Genomic DNA, 22,218 nt, shown 5'->3' with positions numbered 1-22,218 from the left:
TTAAACGAAATCACCTATCTGCTTGACGACTGCATCGCGTACCGAGCCGCTAACAACAAACGATTGTGCCACCGCGATATCGTTATGGAACCAGCGATCACCTTCCAGGCAAGCCGGAATTTGACGACGAATTTCCTGGTATGCCGCCTGTGTACCTTGTCCCAGTACGAAGCCGGGCAACAGGTCTTCCGTCATGGTCAATGCCTGCGCTGCCAGCAGCATTTCGACACCGATGATGTACTGCGTATTCGCCACCACGGTTGCCGCCTTGCGCGCACACCAGGTCGAATTGGATACGTGGTCTTCACTATTCCCTTTGGCCGGGATACTGTCCACACTGCCCGGCATGCACAGCGTGCGGTTTTCCATCACCAGTGAACTCAGCGAACATTGCACCACAGGATAACCGGTATTCACACCACGTACACCGCTCATCAGGTTACGCGGCAAACCCCAGGACAAGGTCGGATCAATCAGGCGTGCAACCCGGCGCTCGCAAATGCTGCCCAGGTCGGTAATCGCCATCGCCAGCAAATCCATCGCTTGTGCCAAATACTGGCCGTGGAAGTTACCACCGGAGATAATTTCGAAACCGCCACCTTGTTTGTCGAAAATCAGTGGATTGTCGGTAGCCGAGTTGATCTCTTTGTCGACGATGTTATCGATATAGTCCAAGGCGTCGAATACCGGGCCATAGACTTGTGGCGAACAACGCAACGAATACACATCCTGGATACGCGCGCTATAAGGGATATCGGTACGGCGTAATTCTTCGGGAAACTGTACCGCGCGTGCCTCATGCGTTGTACGTGTCGATCCGGACAACAGCTTGCGAATGACGGCTGCGGTCTTGATCTGGCCGGCATGCGGACGGGCTTGCTGGATACGGGCATCGAAAGCTGCCATTTCGGCGCGCATCGCTTCCAGCGTCAGTCCCAGCGACAGGCAGGCATCACTCAGCAGGTTGCGCGCATCATGCGCGACCAGTACCGCGACCGCCAGCGATGCGGTACAGCCATTGATCAGCGCTGACGCATCCTTCGCCTTCAGGTCGAATTTGACCGGGCCGATACCGGCTTTGGTAATCGCTTGTGGCGCACTCATGCGCTGGCCCTGATACATTACTTCCGCTTCATCAAAGCCGGCAATCGCCGCTGCCAGGTAAGACAGCGGCGCGAGGTCACCGGAAGCACCGACCGAACCCTTTTGCGGCATGATCGGATGTATCCCTGCATTCAGGAAAGCCAGCAGGCGATCCACTACTTCCACCCGCGGTGCCGAGTAATTGCTGGCAAAGGCATTCGCACGTAACAACATGGTTGCGCGGCTGACTTCTTCCGAGAATGGCTCACCCATGCCGGCGCAATGTGCCTTGATCATTTGCGTCTGGAACAGTTCGATATTCTCGACCTTGATGCGGGTGTCTTTCAGCAAACCTACACCGGTGTTGAAGCTATACATCATCGGTGCTTCATCGTGCATCCAGGTGGCTTCGATGTAATCGCGGCTTTCTTTCAGCGCGGCACGGGAAGAGTCGGCCAGGACAACAGGGGAATGAGGCGCCCGCGCCACGGCGATTACCTGCTGCGCCGTCAGGGTGAAGCCATCGATGGTAATCTTGTTCATTGCGTTTCCTCTTTATATTTTTATTCAATATCCAACAACAATACGGCTTACTTCGCGCCAGCCTCAAACCAGGCACCTACCAGCTTCCGTTCTTCATCCGTCATATGGGTCAGGTTACCCAAGGGCATATCCTTGGTTTGCACCGTGCGTTGATACACCCGCGCCGCATGTTGGCGTATCAACTCCGGCGTCTGCAACATCATGCCGGCCGGTGCAGTAGCAAAGCCTTCATGCGTCGGCTGCGCAGCATGGCAGCTGACGCAACGTTGCGTAATCACTTCTTGTACCTTGGCAAAATCGACAGCGGAAATAGTTGCGGTATCAACGCCCGGTGCAGTAGTCGCCACCGGCTTCGGTAATGGACGCGGTGCGATAGCAATCGCGACCGCCACCAGCAAGGCAACGCCGGCAATCGGATAGGCAACAGATACTTTTCCCGCATGGCGCAGATTGAAAAAGTGACGGATCAATACACCGGCCGCCATGATCGCCGCCAGTACCAGCCAGCTATACGTATGCGTGTAAGTCATCGCATAGTGGTTGCTGATCATGATGAACAGCACCGGCAAGGTGAAATAGTTATTGTGTACGCTGCGTTGCTTCGCACGTTTGCCGTAGATAGGATCAGGCGATTTACCCACCTTCATCGCTTCCACCAGCTTGCGCTGACCTGGAATGATCACCATCAACACATTACCCACCATGATCGTTCCTATCATGGCACCGACGTGGATATAGGCTGCACGGCCACTGAGCAAATGCGTCAGTGCATAAGTCGCCGCCACAATGAATACAAACATGATGATACCCAGCAAACCTTCGCGCTTGCCTAATGGCGACCGACATAGCAAGTCATACACGATCCAGCCAACCACCAACGTACCGAGGCCCACGCCGATTGCTTCCCATGACGATAAATCAGCGACTGATTTATCTATCATCATGGCTGATGCATTGAAGTAATAGACGATGAACAACATGGCAAAACCGCTCAGCCAGGTGGCATACGCTTCCCATTTGAACCAGTGCAGTTCGGGTGGCAATTCTTTCGGAGCTACCAGGTATTTTTGCGGATTATAGAAACCGCCGCCATGGACCGCCCACAACTCCCCCGAAACACCTTTCTCGGCCAGTTCACTACCCGGCTTCGGTGGACGGATCGAATTATCGAGCCAGACGAAATAAAAGGATGCGCCGATCCAGGCGATCCCGGTAATTAAATGCAGCCAGCGCACCAGCAGGTTGAGCCACTCAACGCCGTACGATCCGAATAATGCTTCCATGTCTTCCCCACGTTTGATCCTCATCCGCCACTGCGCGCTCTGCAGATGAGCAGGACTGTGCGTCCCGTTTTTTGGCCGTAATTGTCGGTTCCAGGGTGGGTAAAAATACCCGTCCTGCAACCGGACATGCCGCTCCGACCTTATGATTTTCATTCCACCCGACCACGCAACTGGCTTACCGCTTTTGTCGCAGGTTTTGCCCATGCTGGTGACCAGATTGGTGGAACGATAAACGCCCGGGCCATTTAAAACATTGCGCGTCCCTTATATTTGACATATCAAATTTGATATACAACAATGAACTCGTTATATGAGACATTCGGTATATAACATTGCTATTCCGAATGCTTGCCTGAGATAAGCAAAAAATAACGGAGACAAATTATGTCCAGGCTGCCCGATCACCTTGATATCCATCTGATACGGATTCTTTACCTGCTGTTGTGCGAAAAAAATGTTTCGCGCGTGGCATTGAAACTGAATCGTCCGCAACCATCGATTTCCGCGTCCTTGCGCAAACTGCGCGAGCTGACCGGCGATCCGCTATTGGTGCGCGGCGCGCGCGGCATGGTACCGACCCAGCATGGCGAGAGCCTGATGAAGTCAGCCAAACGCATCCTCGATGAGGCAGAACATTTATTCATCCCGAAAACGGCCTTTGTGCCACAGGATGAAGCGCGCACCTTCCACATCGCCGCACCGGATTACATGAATACGCAATTCTTCACGGAAGTGATCGCCCGTTTGCGACGCGAATCGCCGAAGAGCCACATCGTCATCCATGCACTGGGGCCGGATACTGATTACGTACGCCTCTTGTCAGACGGCGAGCTGGACTTGGTGATCGCGAACTGGGATGAAATGCCTGAGCATCTCCATATGTCCAAGCTATTCGACGACCCCATCGTCTGCCTGATGCGTTCCGACTGTGCGTATGCCAAGCGCACTGCAAAGGATGCGATGACGATAGAGGATTATCTGAGCCTGCCACATGCAGCGCCGTCGCAAATCCTGCCCGGCTACCACGGCACTATCGATACCTTCCTCGAAAAACAAAACCTGCGACGCAATATCGTGGTCGAGTCGGCGCATTTCCGCATGCTGCCGTATATGGTGGAAAAAACTGATCTGGTATTGACCGCAGGCCAGCAATTCACCAGCTTCTACGAAAAGACTTTATCGTTGAAAAGCTATAGCGTACCGATCAAATTCCCGCCCTTGCGGTTCTATCAGTTATGGCATGAACGGGTGCACCAGGCGACTGAACACAAGTGGTTGCGCGCACAGGTGAGCGCTGCGGCAAAAGTACTTGCCGACTAATAATTGACATACATATTTATGGCAGAGCACTTATATCCGCATAGCTAGACCGGGTATAGGCTGGCCCGTATATTGGACTGGTTTATTTACTTTAGTATCGGCCATCGAGCCTGTACAGAAGATGTTGCTTAGCATCGGCCCCTTCTGCACAAGGACTCGTTCAGGGGCCGTTGCAACATAAAGCTGGCAGGCGAAAAATACATTCATCTTGCAGCGGCCTCCATATAAAAAAACGGAGACAGCCATGACAACCAGTAGCCATCCGGTAGATGAAGTTCTACCTGTACCAAAGCTCGCCGCGCTCGGCATACAACATGTACTCGTAATGTATGCAGGCGCCATCGCCGTACCACTCATCGTCGGCGGCGCACTCAATCTTCCCAAGTCTGATATCGCTTTCCTGATCAGTGCCGATCTGTTTTGCTGCGGCCTGATCACCATCATTCAAAGCCTGGGTATCTGGAAATTCGGTATCCGCATGCCGGTCATGATGGGCGTCACTTTCGCTGCCGTCGGACCGATGGTCGCAATGGCCGGCAATCCTTCGCTGACCATACTCCACATCTATGGGGCGGTCATCGTCTCGGGGATTTTCTGCATGTTGGTGGCGAACTATATGTGCAAACTCATACGCTACTTCCCGCCAGTCGTGACCGGCACCGTGATCACGGTCATCGGCCTGTCACTGATGGGCGTGGGTGTCAACTGGGCCGCCGGTGGTCAACCTGTGATCCACAGCATGGTTGATGGCGCACTGGTCAGCATGCCCAATCCCGATTACGGTTCCCCGCTCAATCTCACGATTGCCGCCATCGTCCTCGTCTCCATTTTGCTCATCACCAAATACATGAAAGGCTTCATCGCCAATATTTCAGTGTTGATGGGCCTGATCATCGGTTTCGTCATCGCACTCGCGCTCGGCAAGGTCAGCTTTGACGGCCTCGGCGACTCGGACTGGTTTGCCTTGATCCTGCCCTTCCACTATGGCTGGCCGCAATTCGACCTGAGCTCCATCATCAGCATGTGCCTGGTGATGATAGTGTCGATGATCGAATCAACCGGCATGTTCATCGCGCTCGGCGACATCATCGAAAAAGACGTCGATGACAAAACCCTGCGGCGCGGCCTGCGGGTCGACGGCCTGGGCACCCTGATCGGCGGGATCTTCAATACCTTCCCGTACACCTCCTTTTCGCAAAACGTCGGCCTGGTCGGCATCACCGGCATCCGCAGCCGCTATGTCTGCGTGGCGGCAGGTGTCATCCTGGTAGCCTTCGGCCTGTTCCCCAAGATGGCACACGTCGCCGCATCCATCCCGCAATTCGTATTGGGCGGTGCCGGTATCGTGATGTTCGGCATCGTGGCGGCGACCGGTATCAAGATCCTCGGCAAGGTGGACTTCAACGGCAATCGCCACAATGTCTTCATCGTCGCCATCAGCGTCGGTGCCGGCATGATCCCTACCGTGGCACCGACTTTCTTTAACCAGTTGCCGGACTTCCTGTCCACCATCCTGCATAGCGGCATCTTGCTGGCCACCACCACCGCTGTAGTACTGAACCTCTACTTCAACGGTCGCGGCAGCGATAAGGAAATCGCGGCATTTGCACTGGCGGCAGCGCAGAGTTCGGAACACTAGGAATACCGCAACAAGGTGAGTCCCGTTCACCAGGAATAGATGCAACAGGCAAGCCGGATGGCGGGACCATCCGGCGGCAACCGCAGATGACAGGTAACAGCATGAGCACACTAGAACAATTGAACCGTTTGGCCGCACAGGATGTGCCGGCTTTTGTCGACACCCTGCGCGGAATCTATGAGCATTCGCCATGGATCCCCGCACGGGCGGCGAAACTTGGCCCTTTCACCACGATCACCGCGCTTAAGCAGGCGATGCAAGGGGTGGTATCTGCGGCCGATCGCGCCGAACAATTGCAACTCATCCGGGCCCACCCGGAGCTCGCCGGCAAGGCAGCCATTGCCGGCGAGTTGACGGTAGAGTCTACCGGTGAGCAAGCCAAGGCCGGTCTGAATCTGTGCACGCCGGAAGAATTCGCGACGCTACAAAGCCTCAACAACGATTACAACAATAAGTTCGGCTTCCCTTTCATCCTCGCGGTGAAAGGGGCAAGCGGCAAAGGGCTGACACGCCAGCAAATTATTGCCACCTTTAGTCGTCGCCTGCGCAACCAGGTCGAAGACGAATTGCGTGAAGCCTTGCGACAAATCGGGCGTATCGCCGAAATGCGCATCAATGACCTGCTCGGCTATACACCGGCGATAGGTGCCACGGTGATGGAGTGGGCGGAAGAAATCGCAACCTGGAGCGAAGATGAAGGCGCACTGACCTGTACCTACATGAGCGACGCCCATCGCCGCACTGCCAACCAAATTTCCGACTGGATGCGCGCGGCAGGTATGCACGCTCATATCGATGCCGTCGGCAACGTCGTCGGCCGCTACCTGTCGACCGATCCACGGGCCAAAACCCTGATCACCGGTTCGCACTATGACACTGTGCGCAATGGCGGCAAATATGATGGACGCGAAGGCATATTGCTGGCGATTGCGGTCGTCAAACACCTGCATGAGCGCGGCGAGACGCTGCCCTTCCATTTTGAAGTCATCGCCTTTTCAGAAGAAGAAGGCGTCCGCTTCAAAAGCACCTTCCTCGGCAGTAACGCCGTCATCGGTCAATTCAATATGGACTTGCTGGACATCACCGACAAAGATGGCATCAGCATGCGCGAAGCCATCACGCAAGCCGGCCATGACGTCAATGCCATTCCGCAAATAGCACGTAACCCGGCCGATATCCTCGGCTATGTCGAAGTGCATATCGAACAGGGGCCGGTCTTGTTGCAGCACGACCTGCCGGTCGGCATCGTCACATCAATCGCCGGTAGCTCACGCTACCAGGTTGAGTTGCGTGGCGTCGCCAGTCACTCCGGTACCACGCCAATGTCGATGCGCAAGGATGCCGCCGCTGCAGCGGCAGAAATCATCCTCTACGTGGAGCAACGTTGTGCGCAAGACCAGCACGCATCACTGGTAGGCACGGTCGGCCAGCTACAGGTACCGAACGGTTCCACCAACGTGATTCCCGGACGTTGCGTATTTTCACTGGATATCCGCGCGGCGGTGGATACGGTACGTGAAGCGGCAGTCGCCGACATCCTGCAACACATTGCCAATGTCAGCGCCAGGCGCAACATCGAGTACAAGGCAGAGCTCAGCGTATCCGCACCGGCCGCGCCTTGTGCGCCATGGCTGATGCAACAATTATCCGCTGCCACCGAACGCGCCGGGGTACGGCCGTTCGAACTGGCTTCGGGTGCCGGTCATGATGCCATGACCATCGCCAAGATGACCGATGTAGCCATGCTCTTCACCCGCTGCGGCAATGGCGGTATCAGCCACAATCCATTGGAAACGATGACAGCCGATGACACCGAAGTATCGGCTCAAATCCTGTTGGATTTCTTGCGCAATTTCAGAGAAAAATAACTAAAACAGTAAGTCTGGATAGTCTGGGCGGATCAAATCTTTTTGATCCGCCTTCTTTTGTCGACTGCGCCCCCTCCCTGAAGGTATAGCCATGAAAATGATAGCCAACTTCAAAATCAGACAGAAGCTGACACTCAGTTTCGGCATCGTGTTTGCATTACTCGTCGCCATTACCGTACTCAGCAACATCAAGTTGATACAACTGAACGACAGTATCAACCTCATCAGCAAAGACCGCTATCCGAAGACGATATTGGCGAACTCGGTACAGATAGAAGTCAACAAGATCGCGCTGAACTTGCGCGACATGATGTTGAGCAGTGATCCTGCCAGGATTAAAAGCTTGTTGAACGACGCCGTCGCTTCCGACAAAAAAATGAAGCAAGGACTGGATCAGCTCAAGTCCATCGCGCAAACAGAAGAAGACCGGCACTACATCAACGCCGCCGTCAGCGCACGCGATCAATATGTACCGGCGCGCGACGCCCTGCTGCAACTGGCACAAGACGGCAGGACGAATGAGGCCAAAGCCTACCTGGAACAGGTATTCATGCCGCTACAGGTTAAGTACTTTATCGCGCTGGATGCCATGTTCGATTACCAGGGCAGCCTGATGAGCACAGCCGGCGAGACTGCCAGTGCCAATTCCGAGCAGGCGCGCTGGATCATCAATATCCTGGCCGGCATTACTTTACTGATGGCCATCGTCGTCGGCTGGTGGGTAAGCCGTAGCATCACACGCCCGCTGAATATCGCTATCACCGCCGCCCGCCGCGTGGCACAGGGTGATCTGGGCGGCCCCATTTTTGTTAAAACGACCAATGAAGTCGGGCAGTTGATGGCTGCACTGAAAGCCATGAATGACAACTTGCACCACATCGTCAGCCAGGTACGCAACGGCACCGACACCATCGCCAGCGCTTCAGGCGAAATCGCACGCGGCAATATGGATCTTTCATCCCGCACGGAACAGCAGGCCAGTTCGCTGGAAGAGACGGCATCGGCGATGGAAGAGCTGACCTCGACCGTGAAGGAAAACGCCGACCATGCACAGGAAGCCAATCAGCTGGCAGCCTCTGCCTCGGATATCGCACGACAAGGTGGCAGCGTAGTGCATCAGGTGATAGATACGATGGCGGCGATCAATACCTCGTCGAAGAAGATCATGGACATTACCGGCGTGATCGACAGCATCGCCTTCCAGACCAATATCCTGGCACTCAATGCAGCAGTCGAAGCAGCACGTGCCGGCGAACAAGGGCGTGGTTTTGCCGTAGTCGCATCCGAAGTGCGCAACCTGGCACAACGCAGCGCCACGGCCGCGCGGGAAATCAAGGCACTGATAGACGATTCGGTCGAAAAAGTGGATAACGGCAGCAAACTGGTGCAGCAGGCCGGCCTGACCATGGATCAAGTCGTCACCAGCGTAGAGCGCGTCAGCGGCATCATTGCTGCCATCAACAATGCCAGCCAGGAACAGAGTGCAGGCATAGAACAGGTCGGGCAGGCAGTCGTGCTGATAGATGAAGGCACGCAGCAAAATGCCGCGCTGGTAGAGCAATCCGCCGCCACCGCCCAATCGCTGCGGGACCAGGCCGAGCAGCTAATGCAGCTGGTCAGCATCTTCAAACTGGAGCGCAATACGGCGGCGACTGCCGCCAGCCCGGCTGCACCGGAAAAGCTGCGCCTGGTGGCTGCATCGACACCCCTGGTACCGCTACAGAAAAGCGGCAGGATCGCCAGCCTTATATCGAATTGAAATGCAGAATCGAAACAAACAACGATAATCAGATATTCGATAAAAATCGTTGAAAAAACCGGCTGACATGCCTTAATCTATACATGCATGTTTTTCGATGCGATGCCGACAACTTTACAATCTGTCCAGCATCGTATCGACGCTGCCGCCAGCAGCGCGTTGCACCTGTCTTAAACCCTTTTTGGGTTACCTTTTTTTGGCGACACAAAAAAGGTAACTGGCAACCGGTCCACCACCGGCAATGTCGGCGGGGCTATCTGACGATGGCCACCGTCCAAATTGAGTCTTAAACAGACAGGTACCCTCATGTCAAAAACACTTCTCATCAAGAATGCCAACGTGCTCGTCACCATGAACGAGCAGCGCGAAGAAATCAGCAACGGCGCGGTCTTTATCCGCGACAACGTGATCGAACAGGTCGGCCCCAGCGCTACGCTGCCGCAGACCGCCGATGAAGTCATAGACGCCAGCCATCACGTCGTGCTGCCCGGCCTGATCAATACCCACCACCACATGTATCAAAGCCTGACGCGGGCGGTTCCTGCCGCGCAGAATGGCGAATTGTTCAACTGGCTCACCAACCTGTACCCGATCTGGGCCAACCTGACGCCGGAAATGATCCAGGTGTCGACGCAGACCGCGATGGCGGAACTGATGCTGTCCGGCTGCACCACCAGCAGCGATCACCTCTACATCTATCCGAACGGCTGCCGCCTCGACGACAGCCTGGAAGCGGCACAAGAGATAGGCATGCGCTTCCATGCGGCGCGCGGTTCGATGAGCGTAGGCCAGTCCAAAGGCGGTTTACCGCCGGATCGCGTAGTGGAACAGGAAGCCGACATCCTGCGCGATACGCAGCGCCTGATCGAGACTTACCATGATGCTGAGCGTCATGCGATGCAGCGTATCGTGGTGGCACCCTGCTCGCCATTCTCGGTATCGCGCGACCTGATGCGCGAATCGGCCAGCATGGCGCGCAGTTTCGGTGTATCACTGCATACGCACCTGGCGGAAAACGTCAACGATATCGCTTACAGTCGTGAAAAATTCAATATGACGCCAGCCGAATACGCAGAAGACTGCGGCTGGGTCGGGCACGATGTCTGGCACGCACACTGTGTGCAACTGGACGATGCCGGTATCAATTTATTCGCTCACACCCATACCGGTATTGCGCACTGTCCTTGTTCCAATATGCGACTGGCGTCCGGTATCGCACCGATACGCAAGATGCTGGATGCAGGTGTTTCCGTAGGCCTGGGCGTCGACGGTTGTGCCTCCAATGATTCCGGCCACATGATGGCTGAAGTCAGGCAAGCGATGCTGCTGCAACGGGTCGGCTTCGGCCCGGATGCAATGACCGCCAGACAAGCGCTGGAAGTCGCCACGCTGGGCGGTGCCAAGGTCTTGAATCGTGATGACATAGGCGCGCTCAAACCCGGTATGTCGGCCGATATCGTCATGTTTGATGTGCGGCAAATCGGCTTCGCCGGTGCCTTGCACGATCCGGTCGCGGCGCTGGTATTTTGCACGCCGCCGAATGTCGCCTGCAGCATCATTAACGGCCGCGTCGTGATCCGCGACGGGCGTCTCACCACCATTGATCTTGGGCAAGTAATTGAACGCCACAACACACTGGCATTTGCCCTGGCCGAGGCGGCGCGCTAGTGACGTCGCTTGCGACACCGCCTGAACGCATAAATCGGCCCGGATACAAGGAGAACTTTATAGCTGCAGCCTTATAACTGATATTCCATCTGCGTTACATCGCATAAGCAAAATTAGACGACATTAGATGCGCTGAACGTATCCACATCAGATGGCAAGCGTTCAAGCATAAAACATAATAATTCGGAGACAAGCAGATGACTTTTTTGGAAAAGTTTTTCAAGCTCAATGAGCACGGCACAACCGTCCGCACAGAGCTACTGGCAGGGCTGACCACCTTCCTCACGATGGCCTACATCATCTTCGTCAACCCGGCAATTCTGGGGGACGCGGGGATGCCCAAGGATTCCGTATTCGTCGCCACTTGCGTGGCCGCCGCCATCGGAACCCTGATCATGGGCCTGTATGCCAACTACCCTATCGGGCTGGCTCCCGGCATGGGCCTGAATGCCTACTTCTCGTACGCAGTTGTTATCGGTATGGGATATTCGTGGCAGGCAGCGCTGGGCGCCGTCTTTATTTCCGGCTGCCTGTTCATGGTGGTGAGCCTGTTCAAGATCCGCGAGTTGATTATCAACAGCATCCCGGTTTCCTTACGAACGGCGATCCCCGCGGGTATCGGCCTCTTCCTCGGACTGATCGCACTGAAGAATGCCGGCATTGTCGTCGGCAATCCAAATACGCTGGTCACATTGGGTGATTTGCATAGCCCGCCAGCCGTACTGGCCATCATAGGCTTCATCGTGATCGTCGCGCTGGATCGCCTGAAAGTCCGTGGTGCGATGTTGATCGGCATCCTGGCCGTGACCGTATTGAGCTTCTTCTTTGCGGGCAATAAGTTCGCCGGCGTATTTTCGACTCCGCCTTCGGTCTCGCCTACCTTGTTCCAACTGGATATTCCAGGTGCATTGGGCATGGGCCTGATCAACGTCGTGCTGGTCTTTTTCCTGGTTGAACTATTCGATGCGACCGGCACCCTGATGGGTGTGGCGCAACGTGCCGGCCTGGTCAAAAACGGCAAGATCGAACGCCTGAACAAGGCCTTGCTGGCAGATAGCGGCGCCATCATTGCCGGTTCCATGCTTGGCACTTCGAGTACCACCGCCTATATTGAAAGTGCCGCTGGTGTGCAAGCAGGTGGTCGCACCGGCCTGACCGCAGTCACCATCGCCATCCTGTTCCTGCTGGCCTTGTTTATTGCACCACTGGCTGGCGTGGTTCCGGCATACGCAACAGCACCGGCTTTGTTCTTTGTGGCCTGCCTGATGTTGCGTGAACTGCGTGACATCGATTGGGAAGACACCACCGAATGCGTACCGGCAGTGATTACCACCATCATCATGCCTTTCACTTATTCGGTTGCGAACGGTATGGCACTCGGCTTTATCACCTATGCCGCGCTGAAGTTGTTGACCGGTCGCGCCAAGGAAGTGTCGATCATGATCTGGATCATTGCAGGCTTGTTCACGTTCAAGCTGGTTTATTTGGGTTAAGCGAATAAAGCAGGACAGATGTTGCGCACTGGTGCGCAACATCTGGCAAAAAAAGTGAATTTGATTTCGTAAGTAGCACAGCACTACTTAGTCTTACTACAGAGTACATATCATGTCAGAACCGATACGCTTTTACTTCCGCGGCACCACTCACGAAGTGAGTGGTCTTTCCAATACCCGTACTGTCTTGCAGCATTTGCGCGAAGACATGCATTGCACCGGCACCAAAGAAGGTTGTGCCGAAGGTGACTGCGGCGCCTGCACCGTGGTCGTCGGAGAACTGCACGGCGATCATCTGGAACTGAATACCGTCAACTCCTGCATCCAGTTTTTACCGACACTGGATGGCAAGGCCTTATTCACGGTGGAAGACCTGAAACAAAGCGATGGCTGCCTGCATCCGGTACAACAGGCGATGGTCGAATGCCACGGCTCACAATGCGGTTTCTGTACGCCCGGCTTCGTCATGTCCTTATGGAATTTATACCAGCGCGATGAAGGTTCCGATGCCGCGCTGAGCACACGACAAATCGACGATGCGCTGTCCGGCAACCTGTGCCGCTGCACCGGCTATCGTCCTATCATCGACGCCGCGCATCGCATGGGTGAGTTGCCGGCAGTACAGTTTGACCACGCCCCGGTAATCGATGCCCTGCGTGAAATACAGCGGCATGAAGCACTGAGTATCAGCTATGCCGGCCAGACTTTCCATGCGCCACGTACCATCGCGCAACTGGCGGCACTACGCGCTGACCTGCCAAAGGCCCGCATCCTGGCAGGCTCTACCGATGTCGGCTTGTGGGTCACCAAACATATGCGTGACCTGGGCGACATCATCTACATCGGCCAGGTCGAAGCGCTGAAAAGCATCAAGGAAAAAAGCGGTTGGCTGGAAATCGGCGCCGGCGTCACGCTGGAAAAAGCTTATGCCGCAGCCAACAAGCATTATCCGCAAGAACTATCGGAACTGTGGCAACGCTTCGCTTCGCTGCCGGTACGCAATGCCGGTACGCTGGGCGGCAACGTCGCCAACGGTTCGCCTATCGGCGATTCCATGCCGTGGCTGATCGCACTCGGCACACATATCGTCTTGCGCAGCGTGGCCGGTGAACGCGAGATGCCGCTGGAAGATTTTTATCTGGCTTACCAAAAATCAGCCTTGCAGCCGAACGAATTTGTACAGGCCGTACGCATTCCATTGCCACGCCCGGATATCGTATTCCGTGTCTACAAATTATCGAAGCGCTTCGATCAGGATATCTCGGCCGTCTGCGCGTCCTTCGCCTTTGAACTGGTCGATGGCCAGGTGCGCGATGCCCGCATTGTCTATGGTGGCATGGCTGCCACACCGAAGCGCGCTCCTCTGGCCGAAGCGGCACTTAACGGCAAGGCATGGAGTGAAGAAAACGTGCGCGCCGCGATTGCCCTCCTGGCGCAAGACTACGCACCGCTGTCGGACATGCGCGCATCGTCGGCTTACCGCATGAAGACCGCACAAAACCTGTTGTATCGCTATTGGCTGGAAACACGTGCTGATGCACCTATGCCGCCGAGTTCCTTACGCGCCTTTGTGGTGAATACCGCCACGGCCCAGACCGCTTGAGGATGTACCGGAGAAGATGATGAACAAACAAACTGAAGTATTTATGTCCGACGCCGCATTGCGCGGCGTCAAGGCAGTCGGCACACCGTATCCGCACGAATCCGCTTACCTGCATGTCACCGGCGAAGCAACTTATACCGATGACATCCTTGAATTGCACGGCACTTTGCACGCAGCGCTCGGCCTGTCGCAAAAAGCCCATGCGCGCATCAATTCGATCGACCTCAGCAAAGTCAAAGCTGCACCGGGCGTAGTCGCTGTATTCACAGCCGCTGACATTCCCGGCGAAAACGAATGCGGCGCAATTATCCATGACGACCCGGTACTGGCCGAGGACTTGGTGCAATACATAGGACAACCGGTCTTTGTCGTCATCGCCAATAGCCACGATGCAGCACGACGTGCGGCACGCCTGGGCGTCATTGAATACACGGAGCTGCCACCGATACTGACACCGCGTGCAGCGCATGCCGCTGAATCCTATGTCTTGCCGCCGATGCACCTGAAACGCGGCGACGCCGTCGCTGCATTCGCGGCTGCGCCGAATAAACTGCAGGGTAAATTCGATGTCGGCGGACAGGAACAATTTTATCTGGAAGGCCAGATTTCCTACGCCATTCCGAAAGAAGGCGGCGGCATGCACGTGCATTGCTCGACCCAGCACCCGAGTGAAATGCAACACCACATTGCACACGTATTGAATGTGGCTTCACACGATGTACTGGTCGAATGCCGTCGCATGGGTGGTGGTTTTGGCGGCAAGGAATCACAATCCGCACTCTGGGCTTGCGTCGCAGCTTTCGCCGCCGCACGCCTGCGCCGTCCGGTCAAGCTGCGGGCCGACCGCGACGACGACATGATAGTGACCGGCAAACGCCACTGTTTCGCCTACGATTACGAAGTGGGCTATGACAACAATGGACGCATCCTGGCGGCCAGGATAGACATGATTTCGCGCGCAGGTTTTTCCGCCGATCTGTCCGGACCGGTTGCCACCCGCGCCGTCTGTCACTTCGACAATGCCTACTATCTGTCGGATGTCGAAATCCATGCGATGTGCGGCAAGACCAATACTCAGTCCAATACCGCATTCCGCGGCTTCGGCGGCCCGCAAGGTGCGATTGCAATTGAATACATCGTCGATGAAATTGCACGCAACCTGGGCAAGGATGCACTGGAAGTCCGTCGCATCAACTTCTACGGCAGCAGCGATGCAGATGGCCCGGACGCCCGCAATGTGACCCATTACGGACAAAAGGTAGAAGACAACATTATCCATGCGCTGGTCGACGAACTGGAAGCAACCAGCGAGTACCAGGCCCGCCGTGCAGCCATCAATGCATTCAACGCCACCAGCCCCATCCTGAAAAAAGGCCTGGCGCTGACACCTGTCAAATTCGGGATATCCTTCAACGTCCCGCACCTGAACCAGGCCGGTGCGCTGGTACATATCTACACCGATGGTTCCATCCTGGTTAACCACGGTGGTACCGAAATGGGACAGGGCCTGAACACCAAGGTCGCCCAGGTCGTCGCCAACGCCTTCGGCCTGCCACTCGACAAAGTACGCTGTACCGCCACCGATACCAGCAAAATAGCGAATACTTCCGCTACTGCGGCATCGACCGGTACCGACCTGAATGGTAAGGCGGCGCAACACGCGGCCCTGCAAGTGCGCGACCGGCTGGCCAACCTGGCAGCACAACGTTTCAGCGTCGATGTCGCCACCATCATTTTCGCCGATGGCAAGGTGAGCTCGGGCGAGCAGTCTATCGATTTCAAGGATCTGGTGATGCAGGGTTACCTCGCACGCGTCCAGCTCTGGTCCGATGGTTTCTATTCCACGCCCCGCGTACATTGGAATGCCAAGACCATGAACGGCCATCCTTTCTACTACTACGCTTATGGCGCAGCGGTGGCGGAAGTAGTCATCGATACGCTGACCGGCGAATGGAAGTTGTTGCGCGCAGACGCACTGTACGATGCCGGCGAAGCGCTCAATCCGGCGATCGATGCCGGGCAAGTTGAAGGCGGCTTTATCCAGGGCATGGGTTGGCTCACGACAGAAGAATTGTGGTGGAACAAAGATGGCAAGCTGATGACGCATGCGCCATCCACCTACAAGATTCCGGCCATCTCCGATTGCCCGCCGGACTTCCGCGTCAAGCTCTTCAAGAACAGCAATGTGCAGGATAGTATCCACCGCTCGAAGGCGGTCGGCGAACCACCGCTGCTATTGCCGTTCTCGGTCTTCCTCGCAATTCGCGATGCGGTCGCTGCGGTAGGCAACAATCGCGTCAATCCGCCTTTGCGTGCACCGGCCACCAGCGAAGCCATCCTCGATGCGGTCGATGCAGTTCGTGCCGCCATCAACTAGCGAAGGAGCATCTCATGTCTAGCTGGCTGGAAGCTTTGCAAGCGGCGGCAAGCCGCAATGAAACCTGTGTCCTGGTGACGGTTGCCGGTATCCAGGGTTCAACACCGCGCGAAGAAGGTGCGCGCATGGTATTTACCGCCACCCGGCAATTCGACACGATCGGTGGCGGCCACCTGGAATGGCGTGCCGCCGAAACCGCACGCAAGATGCTGGCGGACAGTGATAGCAATCGACGGCCGACCTACCTGGAACGCATTGCCCTTGGACCCAGCCTGGGTCAGTGTTGTGGTGGCGTCGTGTTCCTCGCTTTTGAAATCGTTGACCAGCAAGCCGCCGCTATGCTGGAAGGACTCGCACGTGGGCGCAAGGATGGTGTGAATCTCTGGCGTGCCGTGCCATTCGAGTCCTCAGCTCCTTCGCTGCTGTATGAAAGCGACGGCGTCTGCTGTGAAGCAAATGCCGCCGACCATGGCTTGCATGCCGGCATGTTCCGCGTCGCGAGCAAGACGCATATTGCACGTGACACGCATGGGCAGCGCTGGATGCTCGATTTATGCAGCGCCCGCTTACCGCAAGTGGTGCTGTTCGGTGCCGGGCATGTCGGCACTGCACTGGTCCGCATGTTGAGCATGCTGCCCTGCCGCATCCTGTGGGTCGATGAACGCGAAGACATGTTCCCGACTGATTTACCGGCGCAAGTCACTATCGATGCGACAGATGTGCCAAATGCCGTAGTCGCCAAAGCGGAGCCGGGTGCCTACTTCCTGGTCATGACACACAGTCATTCACTGGACCAGCAATTGACGGAACAAATTTTGCGGCGCGACGACGTCGCCTGGTTCGGCCTGATCGGTTCCATGACCAAGCGCAAGCAGTTCGAACATCGCTTGCAGGATCGCGGCATCACAGTCGAACAATTAAACAAGATGACCTGCCCTATCGGCATTCCCGGCATTTATGGCAAGGAACCCGCCAGTATCGCAGTCGCTGTCGTCGCACAACTGATGCAGCTATGGGAATTACGCGCACACAATCGTAAAGATAGTCCGCTTGTAGCACTCAATCCCCAAGCCTAACCCAAGCCTGGGCACAGGCTTGCTTCACTATTCATTTTTTTACTGCCACTCATGATTTCTAACGTACAAGCGTACCGCGCCAGCCTGCTCCACTTCCGCAACGACCCGGCCTTCGATGAACATGCCACGCTATGGCATAGCGATGGCTTGCTGGTCATCGCCGATGGCAAGGTCGTTGCTGCCGGTGATTACGACAGCCTGCACGCCAGCCTTCCGGCTGACACCATGGTCAATGACTGGCGCGGCAAGATCATCACGCCCGGCTTTATCGACACCCATGTGCACTATCCGCAAACCGATATCATCGGCTCACCGGCACCCGGCCTGCTGCCCTGGCTGAATACCTACACCTTTCCTACCGAAGGACGCTTCGGCGATGCAGCACATGCCGCCGAAGTCGCTGAATTCTTCCTCGCGGAATTACTGCGCAACGGCACCACAACCGCTGCAGTGTATTGCACCGTACATCCGCAATCGGTCGATGCATTCTTTGAGCGCAGCCATGCACTCAATTTGCGTATGATCGCAGGCAAAGTCATGATGGACAGGAATGCTCCCGACTTCTTGCTCGATACGGCAGAAAGCAGTGCAAGGGACAGCGAAGCCCTGATCAAACGCTGGCATAAAAAAGGCCGCCAGCACTACGCCATCACGCCACGTTTTGCGCCTACTTCTACCGACCAGCAATTAAGGCTGGCCGGAGAACTGGCGGCGCAATACCCGGATACCTATATACAAACCCATGTCGCTGAAAATACCGATGAAGTGAAATGGGTGAAGGAATTGTTCCCCGATGCCCGCAGCTACCTGGATGTCTATGAGCAGCGTGGCCTGATGCGCAAGCGCGCCTTGTACGCACACTGCATCTGGCTGGATGACAATGATCGTGCGCGCATGGCGGCTACCGAATCGGTGGCGACAGTCTGCCCTACTTCCAATCTCTTCCTCGGCAGTGGTTTGTTTGATTTTGCCAATGCCGATAAATTGCGCATGCCGATGTCGCTGGCAACCGATGTCGGCGGTGGTACCAGCTTTTCGATGCTGCAAACCATGAATGAGTTGCACAAGGTCGGGCGCATGAGCGGCATGCACCTGGATGCACACCGCATGTTTTACATGGCAACACTTGGTGGTGCGCGTGCATTGCAGCTGGAAGGAACGATCGGTAATTTTGCGGCCGGCTGCGATGCTGACTTCATCGTGCTCGATCCGCAAGCGACGCCTTTGCTTTCGCGTCGTAGTGCAACTACCGACAGCCTCGAAGAACAACTGTTTGCGTTGGCACTACTGGGTGATGATCGCGTTATCACCGCCACCTACTCGGCTGGTGCACGCGTACACCAACGCACGGCGTGGATTTGATTTATCACGACCGGGCGGCTATCCGGCAATAGCTGCCCGCCTCTCACAGACTCCAGGGAATGGTGTGCAGCAGTTCTGCCAGACGCTTCTGCACCCATTGTGTAGTCGCATCGGGCTGATGCCCCTGTAGCCACAACATACGTACCGACAACACCGGCAAGGTGAATTCGTCGCATGGCAATTCCTGCAAATGCAAACGGTACTCTTCGTACTCGGCAATATTCAGCGGCAGTATCGCCCATCCTATGCCGTCAGCCACCATCGCGGCAATACTGTAAAAACTATCGGAACGCCAGACCGACGGGCTAAGTGCCGGATCGGCAAAATCTTCCATATGCATCAGCAATTGCCGGTGCTTGGCGAGATCCCGTTGCGTGACCTTTTTGATTTTTGTTAATGGGTGTCCACGTGCGACAAAGATACCCTGCGCAACGCTGCCGATATGCTTTTGTGCAAATGACAGCGAGCATGGTCCGCGGTCGAAATGGAAAGCCACGCTGGCGCGCTGGTTTTCCACATACTCGGCAACCTCGGTAGCGGTACCGTTGAACTGGGTGAGTTCCAGCGATGGGAAGCGCTCTGATATTTCCTTCACCAGGGCACCTACCGCCAGATAAGGCAAAGCCTCATCCAGGGCCAGCGTCAGCTTGGGTTGTTGCCCTGCTGCAAATGACTGCGCGCGTTGGTCCAATCCTTCTGCCTGGCGCAACAATTCCCGCGCTTCCAGCAACATCACTTCACCCGCCGGCGTCAATTGCACACTGCGTCGCGAACGGTCAAATAAATCGAAGCCCAGGTCGGCCTCCAGCAAGGCAATTGCCGTACTGACAGCAGACTGCGCCTTGCCCAGGCGACGTGCGGCCGCAGAGATAGAACCTGCCTCTGCGGTCACGACAAACTGCTTCATGCGATCAATAGTCCATTCCATTCATCTATTTTATAGATGGTACTTAACTTTGTCCAAATCTAATATTGATGGATGATAGGCAAAGTTACACAACAAATCGGCTCTTTAGAGCCAAAAAAGTCATGAATCAAAAATCCATTACCCAAAAAACTGTCGCCATAAACTGGTGCACAGACGTCGCACTAAGCGAAGCACTTACCCAGTTCTTCGTGATGCATGCGCACACCCAATATATTTCCCACTCCGAGCTGCAAGGATCACGCGCAGAAACTCCTGCGCGCTGGCGCAGCGATCTTGCCACCACCTTGCATGAAGAATTAAAAACCACGCTGGCGCAAGATCCGGCCAGTGCAGATCATTTGATCGCACTCGCCGACATAGACGGTGCCATCGCCGGCATGGCGCTCATTTCCATTGGCACCAAGCAGGATGTCGCTACGCCCTATGCTTCGCTGGATGACCTGATCGTGCATCCGGACTACCGCAGCGCGGGTATCGGCCGCCAGTTAACTACATGGCTGGAGCAGCAAATGCTCAAGCGCGGCGTCAAACGCCTCTTCCTCGAAAGCGGTGTAGGCAACCATGATGCGCATCGTTTCTTCGAAGCACAGGGCTTTCAGCCGGTATCGGTCGTGATGATGAAGGAGCTGAGCCATGAATAAGCAAATCCTGAAACAACCGTCGACACTGCCGGCATCCAGTCGCTGGCTGGTACTGGCCATCGTCTCGGTTGCACTGTTGCTCATCGTCGTCGATATGACGGTGCTGTATGCGGCATTACCGCGCCTGACCGCAGACCTGGCAGCATCGGCGTCTGCCAAGCTGTGGATCGTCAACATCTATGCGTTGATCGTGTCCGGGCTCTTGCTCGGCATGGGTACGCTGGGTGACAGGCTGGGACATAAATCCCTGTTCATTGCCGGATTGATCGTCTTTGGTATCGCGTCGCTATGCGCCGCGTATTCGCCGACCTCGGCCATGTTGATTGCATCGCGTGCCTTGCTGGCGGTAGGTGCGGCCATGATGATGCCGGCAACACTTTCCATCATCCGTCTCGCCTTTGCAGATGAAAACGAACGCGCAGTCGCGATCGGTATCTGGGCCTCTGTCGCCTTTGGCGGCGCGGCGCTGGGACCGGTGGTCGGCGGCCTCTTGCTCGAATACTTTTGGTGGGGTTCGGTGTTCCTGATCAACGTACCTATCGTGCTGCTGGCTTTGCCCATCGCGCTCGCATATATACCAAAAGGTAAAGCCAACAAAACCCGTCCATGGGATTTGATCGGCTCCTTGCAAATCATGGCGGGCCTGGTCGGCGTTACCTACGCGCTGAAGGAAGCAGGCAAGCGTGACCCGGCATGGGGCATTGCCTTCCTGGTACTGCTGCTTGGACTCTTTTTCCTTGCCATGTTTGCGCGTCGCCAGCAACATAGCGCGCATCCGATGATCGATTTTTCGCTGTTTAAAAACACGATTTTTTCTTCATCCGTTGCCGCCGCCGTGGTCGCCGCTGCCGCACTCCTGGGCATGGAACTGGTACTCACACAGCGTTTGCAATTAGTGCTGGATATGACACCGTTACAGGCTGGTGTTTTCATCCTGCCTTTGTCGCTGGCTGCTTTTGTCGCCGGCCCGTTGACGGGACGCGTATTGCCACGCCTGGGGAGTGCTTTTGTATTGTCGCTGTCCTTGCTCATTTCCGCACTCGGCATGGGTGCCTACCTGTTCCTGCATGACGCAGCAGTGTGGACACAAGTCATTTGCCTGCTGGTGCTCGGTGTCGGTATCGGTGCGGCCATGACTGCCGCATCCGGCACCATCATGCAAAGCGCTCCGGTCGACCGCGCAGGTATGGCGGCCTCGGTCGAGGAAGTTTCTTACGAACTGGGTAGCGTCTTCGGCGTAACGCTGATGGGTAGCATCCTGTCGCTGGCATATGCAGGCACACTGAGCCTGCCCGGCGATATGAACCTGCCTGCTATTGTGTGGGATAGCCTGGACGAAGCCCTCATCGTGGGTCATGACCTGGCGCCGGCTGCGGCGCAAATCGTCGGTGATGCGGCCAAAGCATCATTTGATGTCGCGTTCACCGCCGTCATTGCAACCGCGACCTTCCTGCTGCTCCTGACTTCCGGCATCGTCTGGTGGAGCAATAAAAAAAGCGAGCATGTTTCCATGCTCGCCGAATCGCACTCAACTTCTTGAGCATCGGAGAGGTTGTGTGGCTGGGCGGATACCCC

15 protein-coding genes are annotated in these 22,218 nt (G+C 55.9%); 12 read left to right on the top strand and 3 right to left on the bottom strand.

The features are described 5' to 3' along the window. On the bottom strand, positions 1-1,626 hold the full coding sequence (locus tag ACFQPC_RS18000; protein ID WP_382273217.1) for an HAL/PAL/TAL family ammonia-lyase: 1,626 nt from the start codon (positions 1,624-1,626) through the stop codon (positions 1-3). 47 nt (positions 1,627-1,673) lie between these two features. Next, complete coding sequence (locus ACFQPC_RS17995; RefSeq protein WP_382273311.1) at positions 1,674-2,909, bottom strand: urate hydroxylase PuuD; 1,236 nt, start codon at positions 2,907-2,909, stop codon at positions 1,674-1,676. Positions 2,910-3,293: 384 nt separating this feature from the next. On the opposite strand from ACFQPC_RS17995, the gene ACFQPC_RS17990 reads away from it, so the two are divergent. From ACFQPC_RS17990 to guaD, 10 genes are all read left to right on the top strand, one after another. Beyond that, positions 3,294-4,229 carry a LysR substrate-binding domain-containing protein gene (locus tag ACFQPC_RS17990; RefSeq protein ID WP_382273215.1) on the top strand — a complete coding sequence of 312 codons (936 nt, stop codon included), beginning with the start codon at positions 3,294-3,296 and terminating at the stop codon, positions 4,227-4,229. 244 nt (positions 4,230-4,473) lie between these two features. Next, entirely contained in the window at positions 4,474-5,868 is a 1,395-nt protein-coding gene (locus ACFQPC_RS17985) for a nucleobase:cation symporter-2 family protein (protein ID WP_382273213.1), read from the top strand. A 101-nt stretch (positions 5,869-5,969) separates the two neighbouring features. Next, the gene (locus ACFQPC_RS17980; protein WP_382273211.1) at positions 5,970-7,736 is read left to right on the top strand and encodes an allantoate amidohydrolase; all 1,767 of its coding nucleotides are present in this window, start codon (positions 5,970-5,972) and stop codon (positions 7,734-7,736) included. Positions 7,737-7,827: 91 nt separating this feature from the next. Continuing rightward, a complete protein-coding gene (locus tag ACFQPC_RS17975) occupies positions 7,828-9,495 on the top strand; it encodes a methyl-accepting chemotaxis protein (protein ID WP_382273209.1) in 1,668 nt (555 codons plus the stop codon). A gap of 306 nt (positions 9,496-9,801) precedes the next feature. Beyond that, the gene (locus tag ACFQPC_RS17970) at positions 9,802-11,163 is read left to right on the top strand and encodes an 8-oxoguanine deaminase (protein ID WP_382273207.1); all 1,362 of its coding nucleotides are present in this window, start codon (positions 9,802-9,804) and stop codon (positions 11,161-11,163) included. A gap of 197 nt (positions 11,164-11,360) precedes the next feature. Continuing rightward, positions 11,361-12,656: an NCS2 family permease gene (locus ACFQPC_RS17965; protein ID WP_382273205.1), complete on the top strand. Its 1,296-nt coding sequence runs from the start codon at positions 11,361-11,363 to the stop codon at positions 12,654-12,656. 112 nt (positions 12,657-12,768) lie between these two features. Then, positions 12,769-14,259, top strand: coding sequence for a xanthine dehydrogenase small subunit (gene xdhA, locus ACFQPC_RS17960; protein WP_382273203.1), 1,491 nt, complete (start codon positions 12,769-12,771; stop codon positions 14,257-14,259). Between the two features lie 19 nt (positions 14,260-14,278). Then, a complete protein-coding gene (xdhB, locus tag ACFQPC_RS17955; protein ID WP_382273201.1) occupies positions 14,279-16,636 on the top strand; it encodes a xanthine dehydrogenase molybdopterin binding subunit in 2,358 nt (785 codons plus the stop codon). 14 nt (positions 16,637-16,650) lie between these two features. Further along, on the top strand, positions 16,651-17,712 hold the full coding sequence (xdhC, locus tag ACFQPC_RS17950) for a xanthine dehydrogenase accessory protein XdhC (RefSeq protein ID WP_382273199.1): 1,062 nt from the start codon (positions 16,651-16,653) through the stop codon (positions 17,710-17,712). Positions 17,713-17,763: 51 nt separating this feature from the next. Next, positions 17,764-19,074: a guanine deaminase gene (gene guaD / locus ACFQPC_RS17945; RefSeq protein ID WP_382273197.1), complete on the top strand. Its 1,311-nt coding sequence runs from the start codon at positions 17,764-17,766 to the stop codon at positions 19,072-19,074. 43 nt (positions 19,075-19,117) lie between these two features. Here guaD and ACFQPC_RS17940 read toward each other — a convergent pair whose 3' ends face one another. Continuing rightward, positions 19,118-20,002 carry a LysR family transcriptional regulator gene (locus tag ACFQPC_RS17940; RefSeq protein WP_382273195.1) on the bottom strand — a complete coding sequence of 295 codons (885 nt, stop codon included), beginning with the start codon at positions 20,000-20,002 and terminating at the stop codon, positions 19,118-19,120. Positions 20,003-20,103: 101 nt separating this feature from the next. Here ACFQPC_RS17940 and ACFQPC_RS17935 point away from each other — a divergent pair, with 101 nt between their 5' ends. Further along, complete coding sequence (locus tag ACFQPC_RS17935) at positions 20,104-20,643, top strand: GNAT family N-acetyltransferase (protein WP_382273193.1); 540 nt, start codon at positions 20,104-20,106, stop codon at positions 20,641-20,643. Beyond that, entirely contained in the window at positions 20,636-22,183 is a 1,548-nt protein-coding gene (locus tag ACFQPC_RS17930; RefSeq protein ID WP_382273191.1) for an MFS transporter, read from the top strand. The genes ACFQPC_RS17935 and ACFQPC_RS17930 overlap by 8 nt, the downstream gene beginning before the upstream one ends. Positions 22,184-22,218 lie beyond the last annotated feature (35 nt).

The sequence above is a fragment of the Herminiimonas glaciei genome (assembly GCF_042664955.1).
GTDB classification, from domain to species: Bacteria; Pseudomonadota; Gammaproteobacteria; order Burkholderiales; family Burkholderiaceae_D; genus Oxalicibacterium; species Oxalicibacterium glaciei.
The sequence above is the reverse complement of the archived record's forward strand: the minus strand, read 5'-3'. Positions and strand labels throughout refer to the sequence as shown.

Bases quoted from the DNA above. Each gene is read 5' to 3' on its own strand.
- xdhA (WP_382273203.1), top strand. From the start codon at position 12,769: ATGTCAGAACCGATACGCTTTTACTTCCGCGGCACCACTCACGAAGTG.
- ACFQPC_RS17965 (WP_382273205.1), top strand. From the start codon at position 11,361: ATGACTTTTTTGGAAAAGTTTTTCAAGCTCAATGAGCACGGCACAACC.
- ACFQPC_RS17990 (WP_382273215.1), top strand. From the start codon at position 3,294: ATGTCCAGGCTGCCCGATCACCTTGATATCCATCTGATACGGATTCTT.
- ACFQPC_RS17980 (WP_382273211.1), top strand. From the start codon at position 5,970: ATGAGCACACTAGAACAATTGAACCGTTTGGCCGCACAGGATGTGCCG.
- ACFQPC_RS17995 (WP_382273311.1), bottom strand. From the start codon at position 2,909: ATGGAAGCATTATTCGGATCGTACGGCGTTGAGTGGCTCAACCTGCTG.
- ACFQPC_RS17970 (WP_382273207.1), top strand. From the start codon at position 9,802: ATGTCAAAAACACTTCTCATCAAGAATGCCAACGTGCTCGTCACCATG.
- ACFQPC_RS17930 (WP_382273191.1), top strand. From the start codon at position 20,636: ATGAATAAGCAAATCCTGAAACAACCGTCGACACTGCCGGCATCCAGT.
- xdhB (WP_382273201.1), top strand. From the start codon at position 14,279: ATGAACAAACAAACTGAAGTATTTATGTCCGACGCCGCATTGCGCGGC.
- xdhC (WP_382273199.1), top strand. From the start codon at position 16,651: ATGTCTAGCTGGCTGGAAGCTTTGCAAGCGGCGGCAAGCCGCAATGAA.
- guaD (WP_382273197.1), top strand. From the start codon at position 17,764: ATGATTTCTAACGTACAAGCGTACCGCGCCAGCCTGCTCCACTTCCGC.
- ACFQPC_RS17935 (WP_382273193.1), top strand. From the start codon at position 20,104: ATGAATCAAAAATCCATTACCCAAAAAACTGTCGCCATAAACTGGTGC.
- ACFQPC_RS18000 (WP_382273217.1), bottom strand. From the start codon at position 1,626: ATGAACAAGATTACCATCGATGGCTTCACCCTGACGGCGCAGCAGGTA.
- ACFQPC_RS17985 (WP_382273213.1), top strand. From the start codon at position 4,474: ATGACAACCAGTAGCCATCCGGTAGATGAAGTTCTACCTGTACCAAAG.
- ACFQPC_RS17975 (WP_382273209.1), top strand. From the start codon at position 7,828: ATGAAAATGATAGCCAACTTCAAAATCAGACAGAAGCTGACACTCAGT.
- ACFQPC_RS17940 (WP_382273195.1), bottom strand. From the start codon at position 20,002: ATGGAATGGACTATTGATCGCATGAAGCAGTTTGTCGTGACCGCAGAG.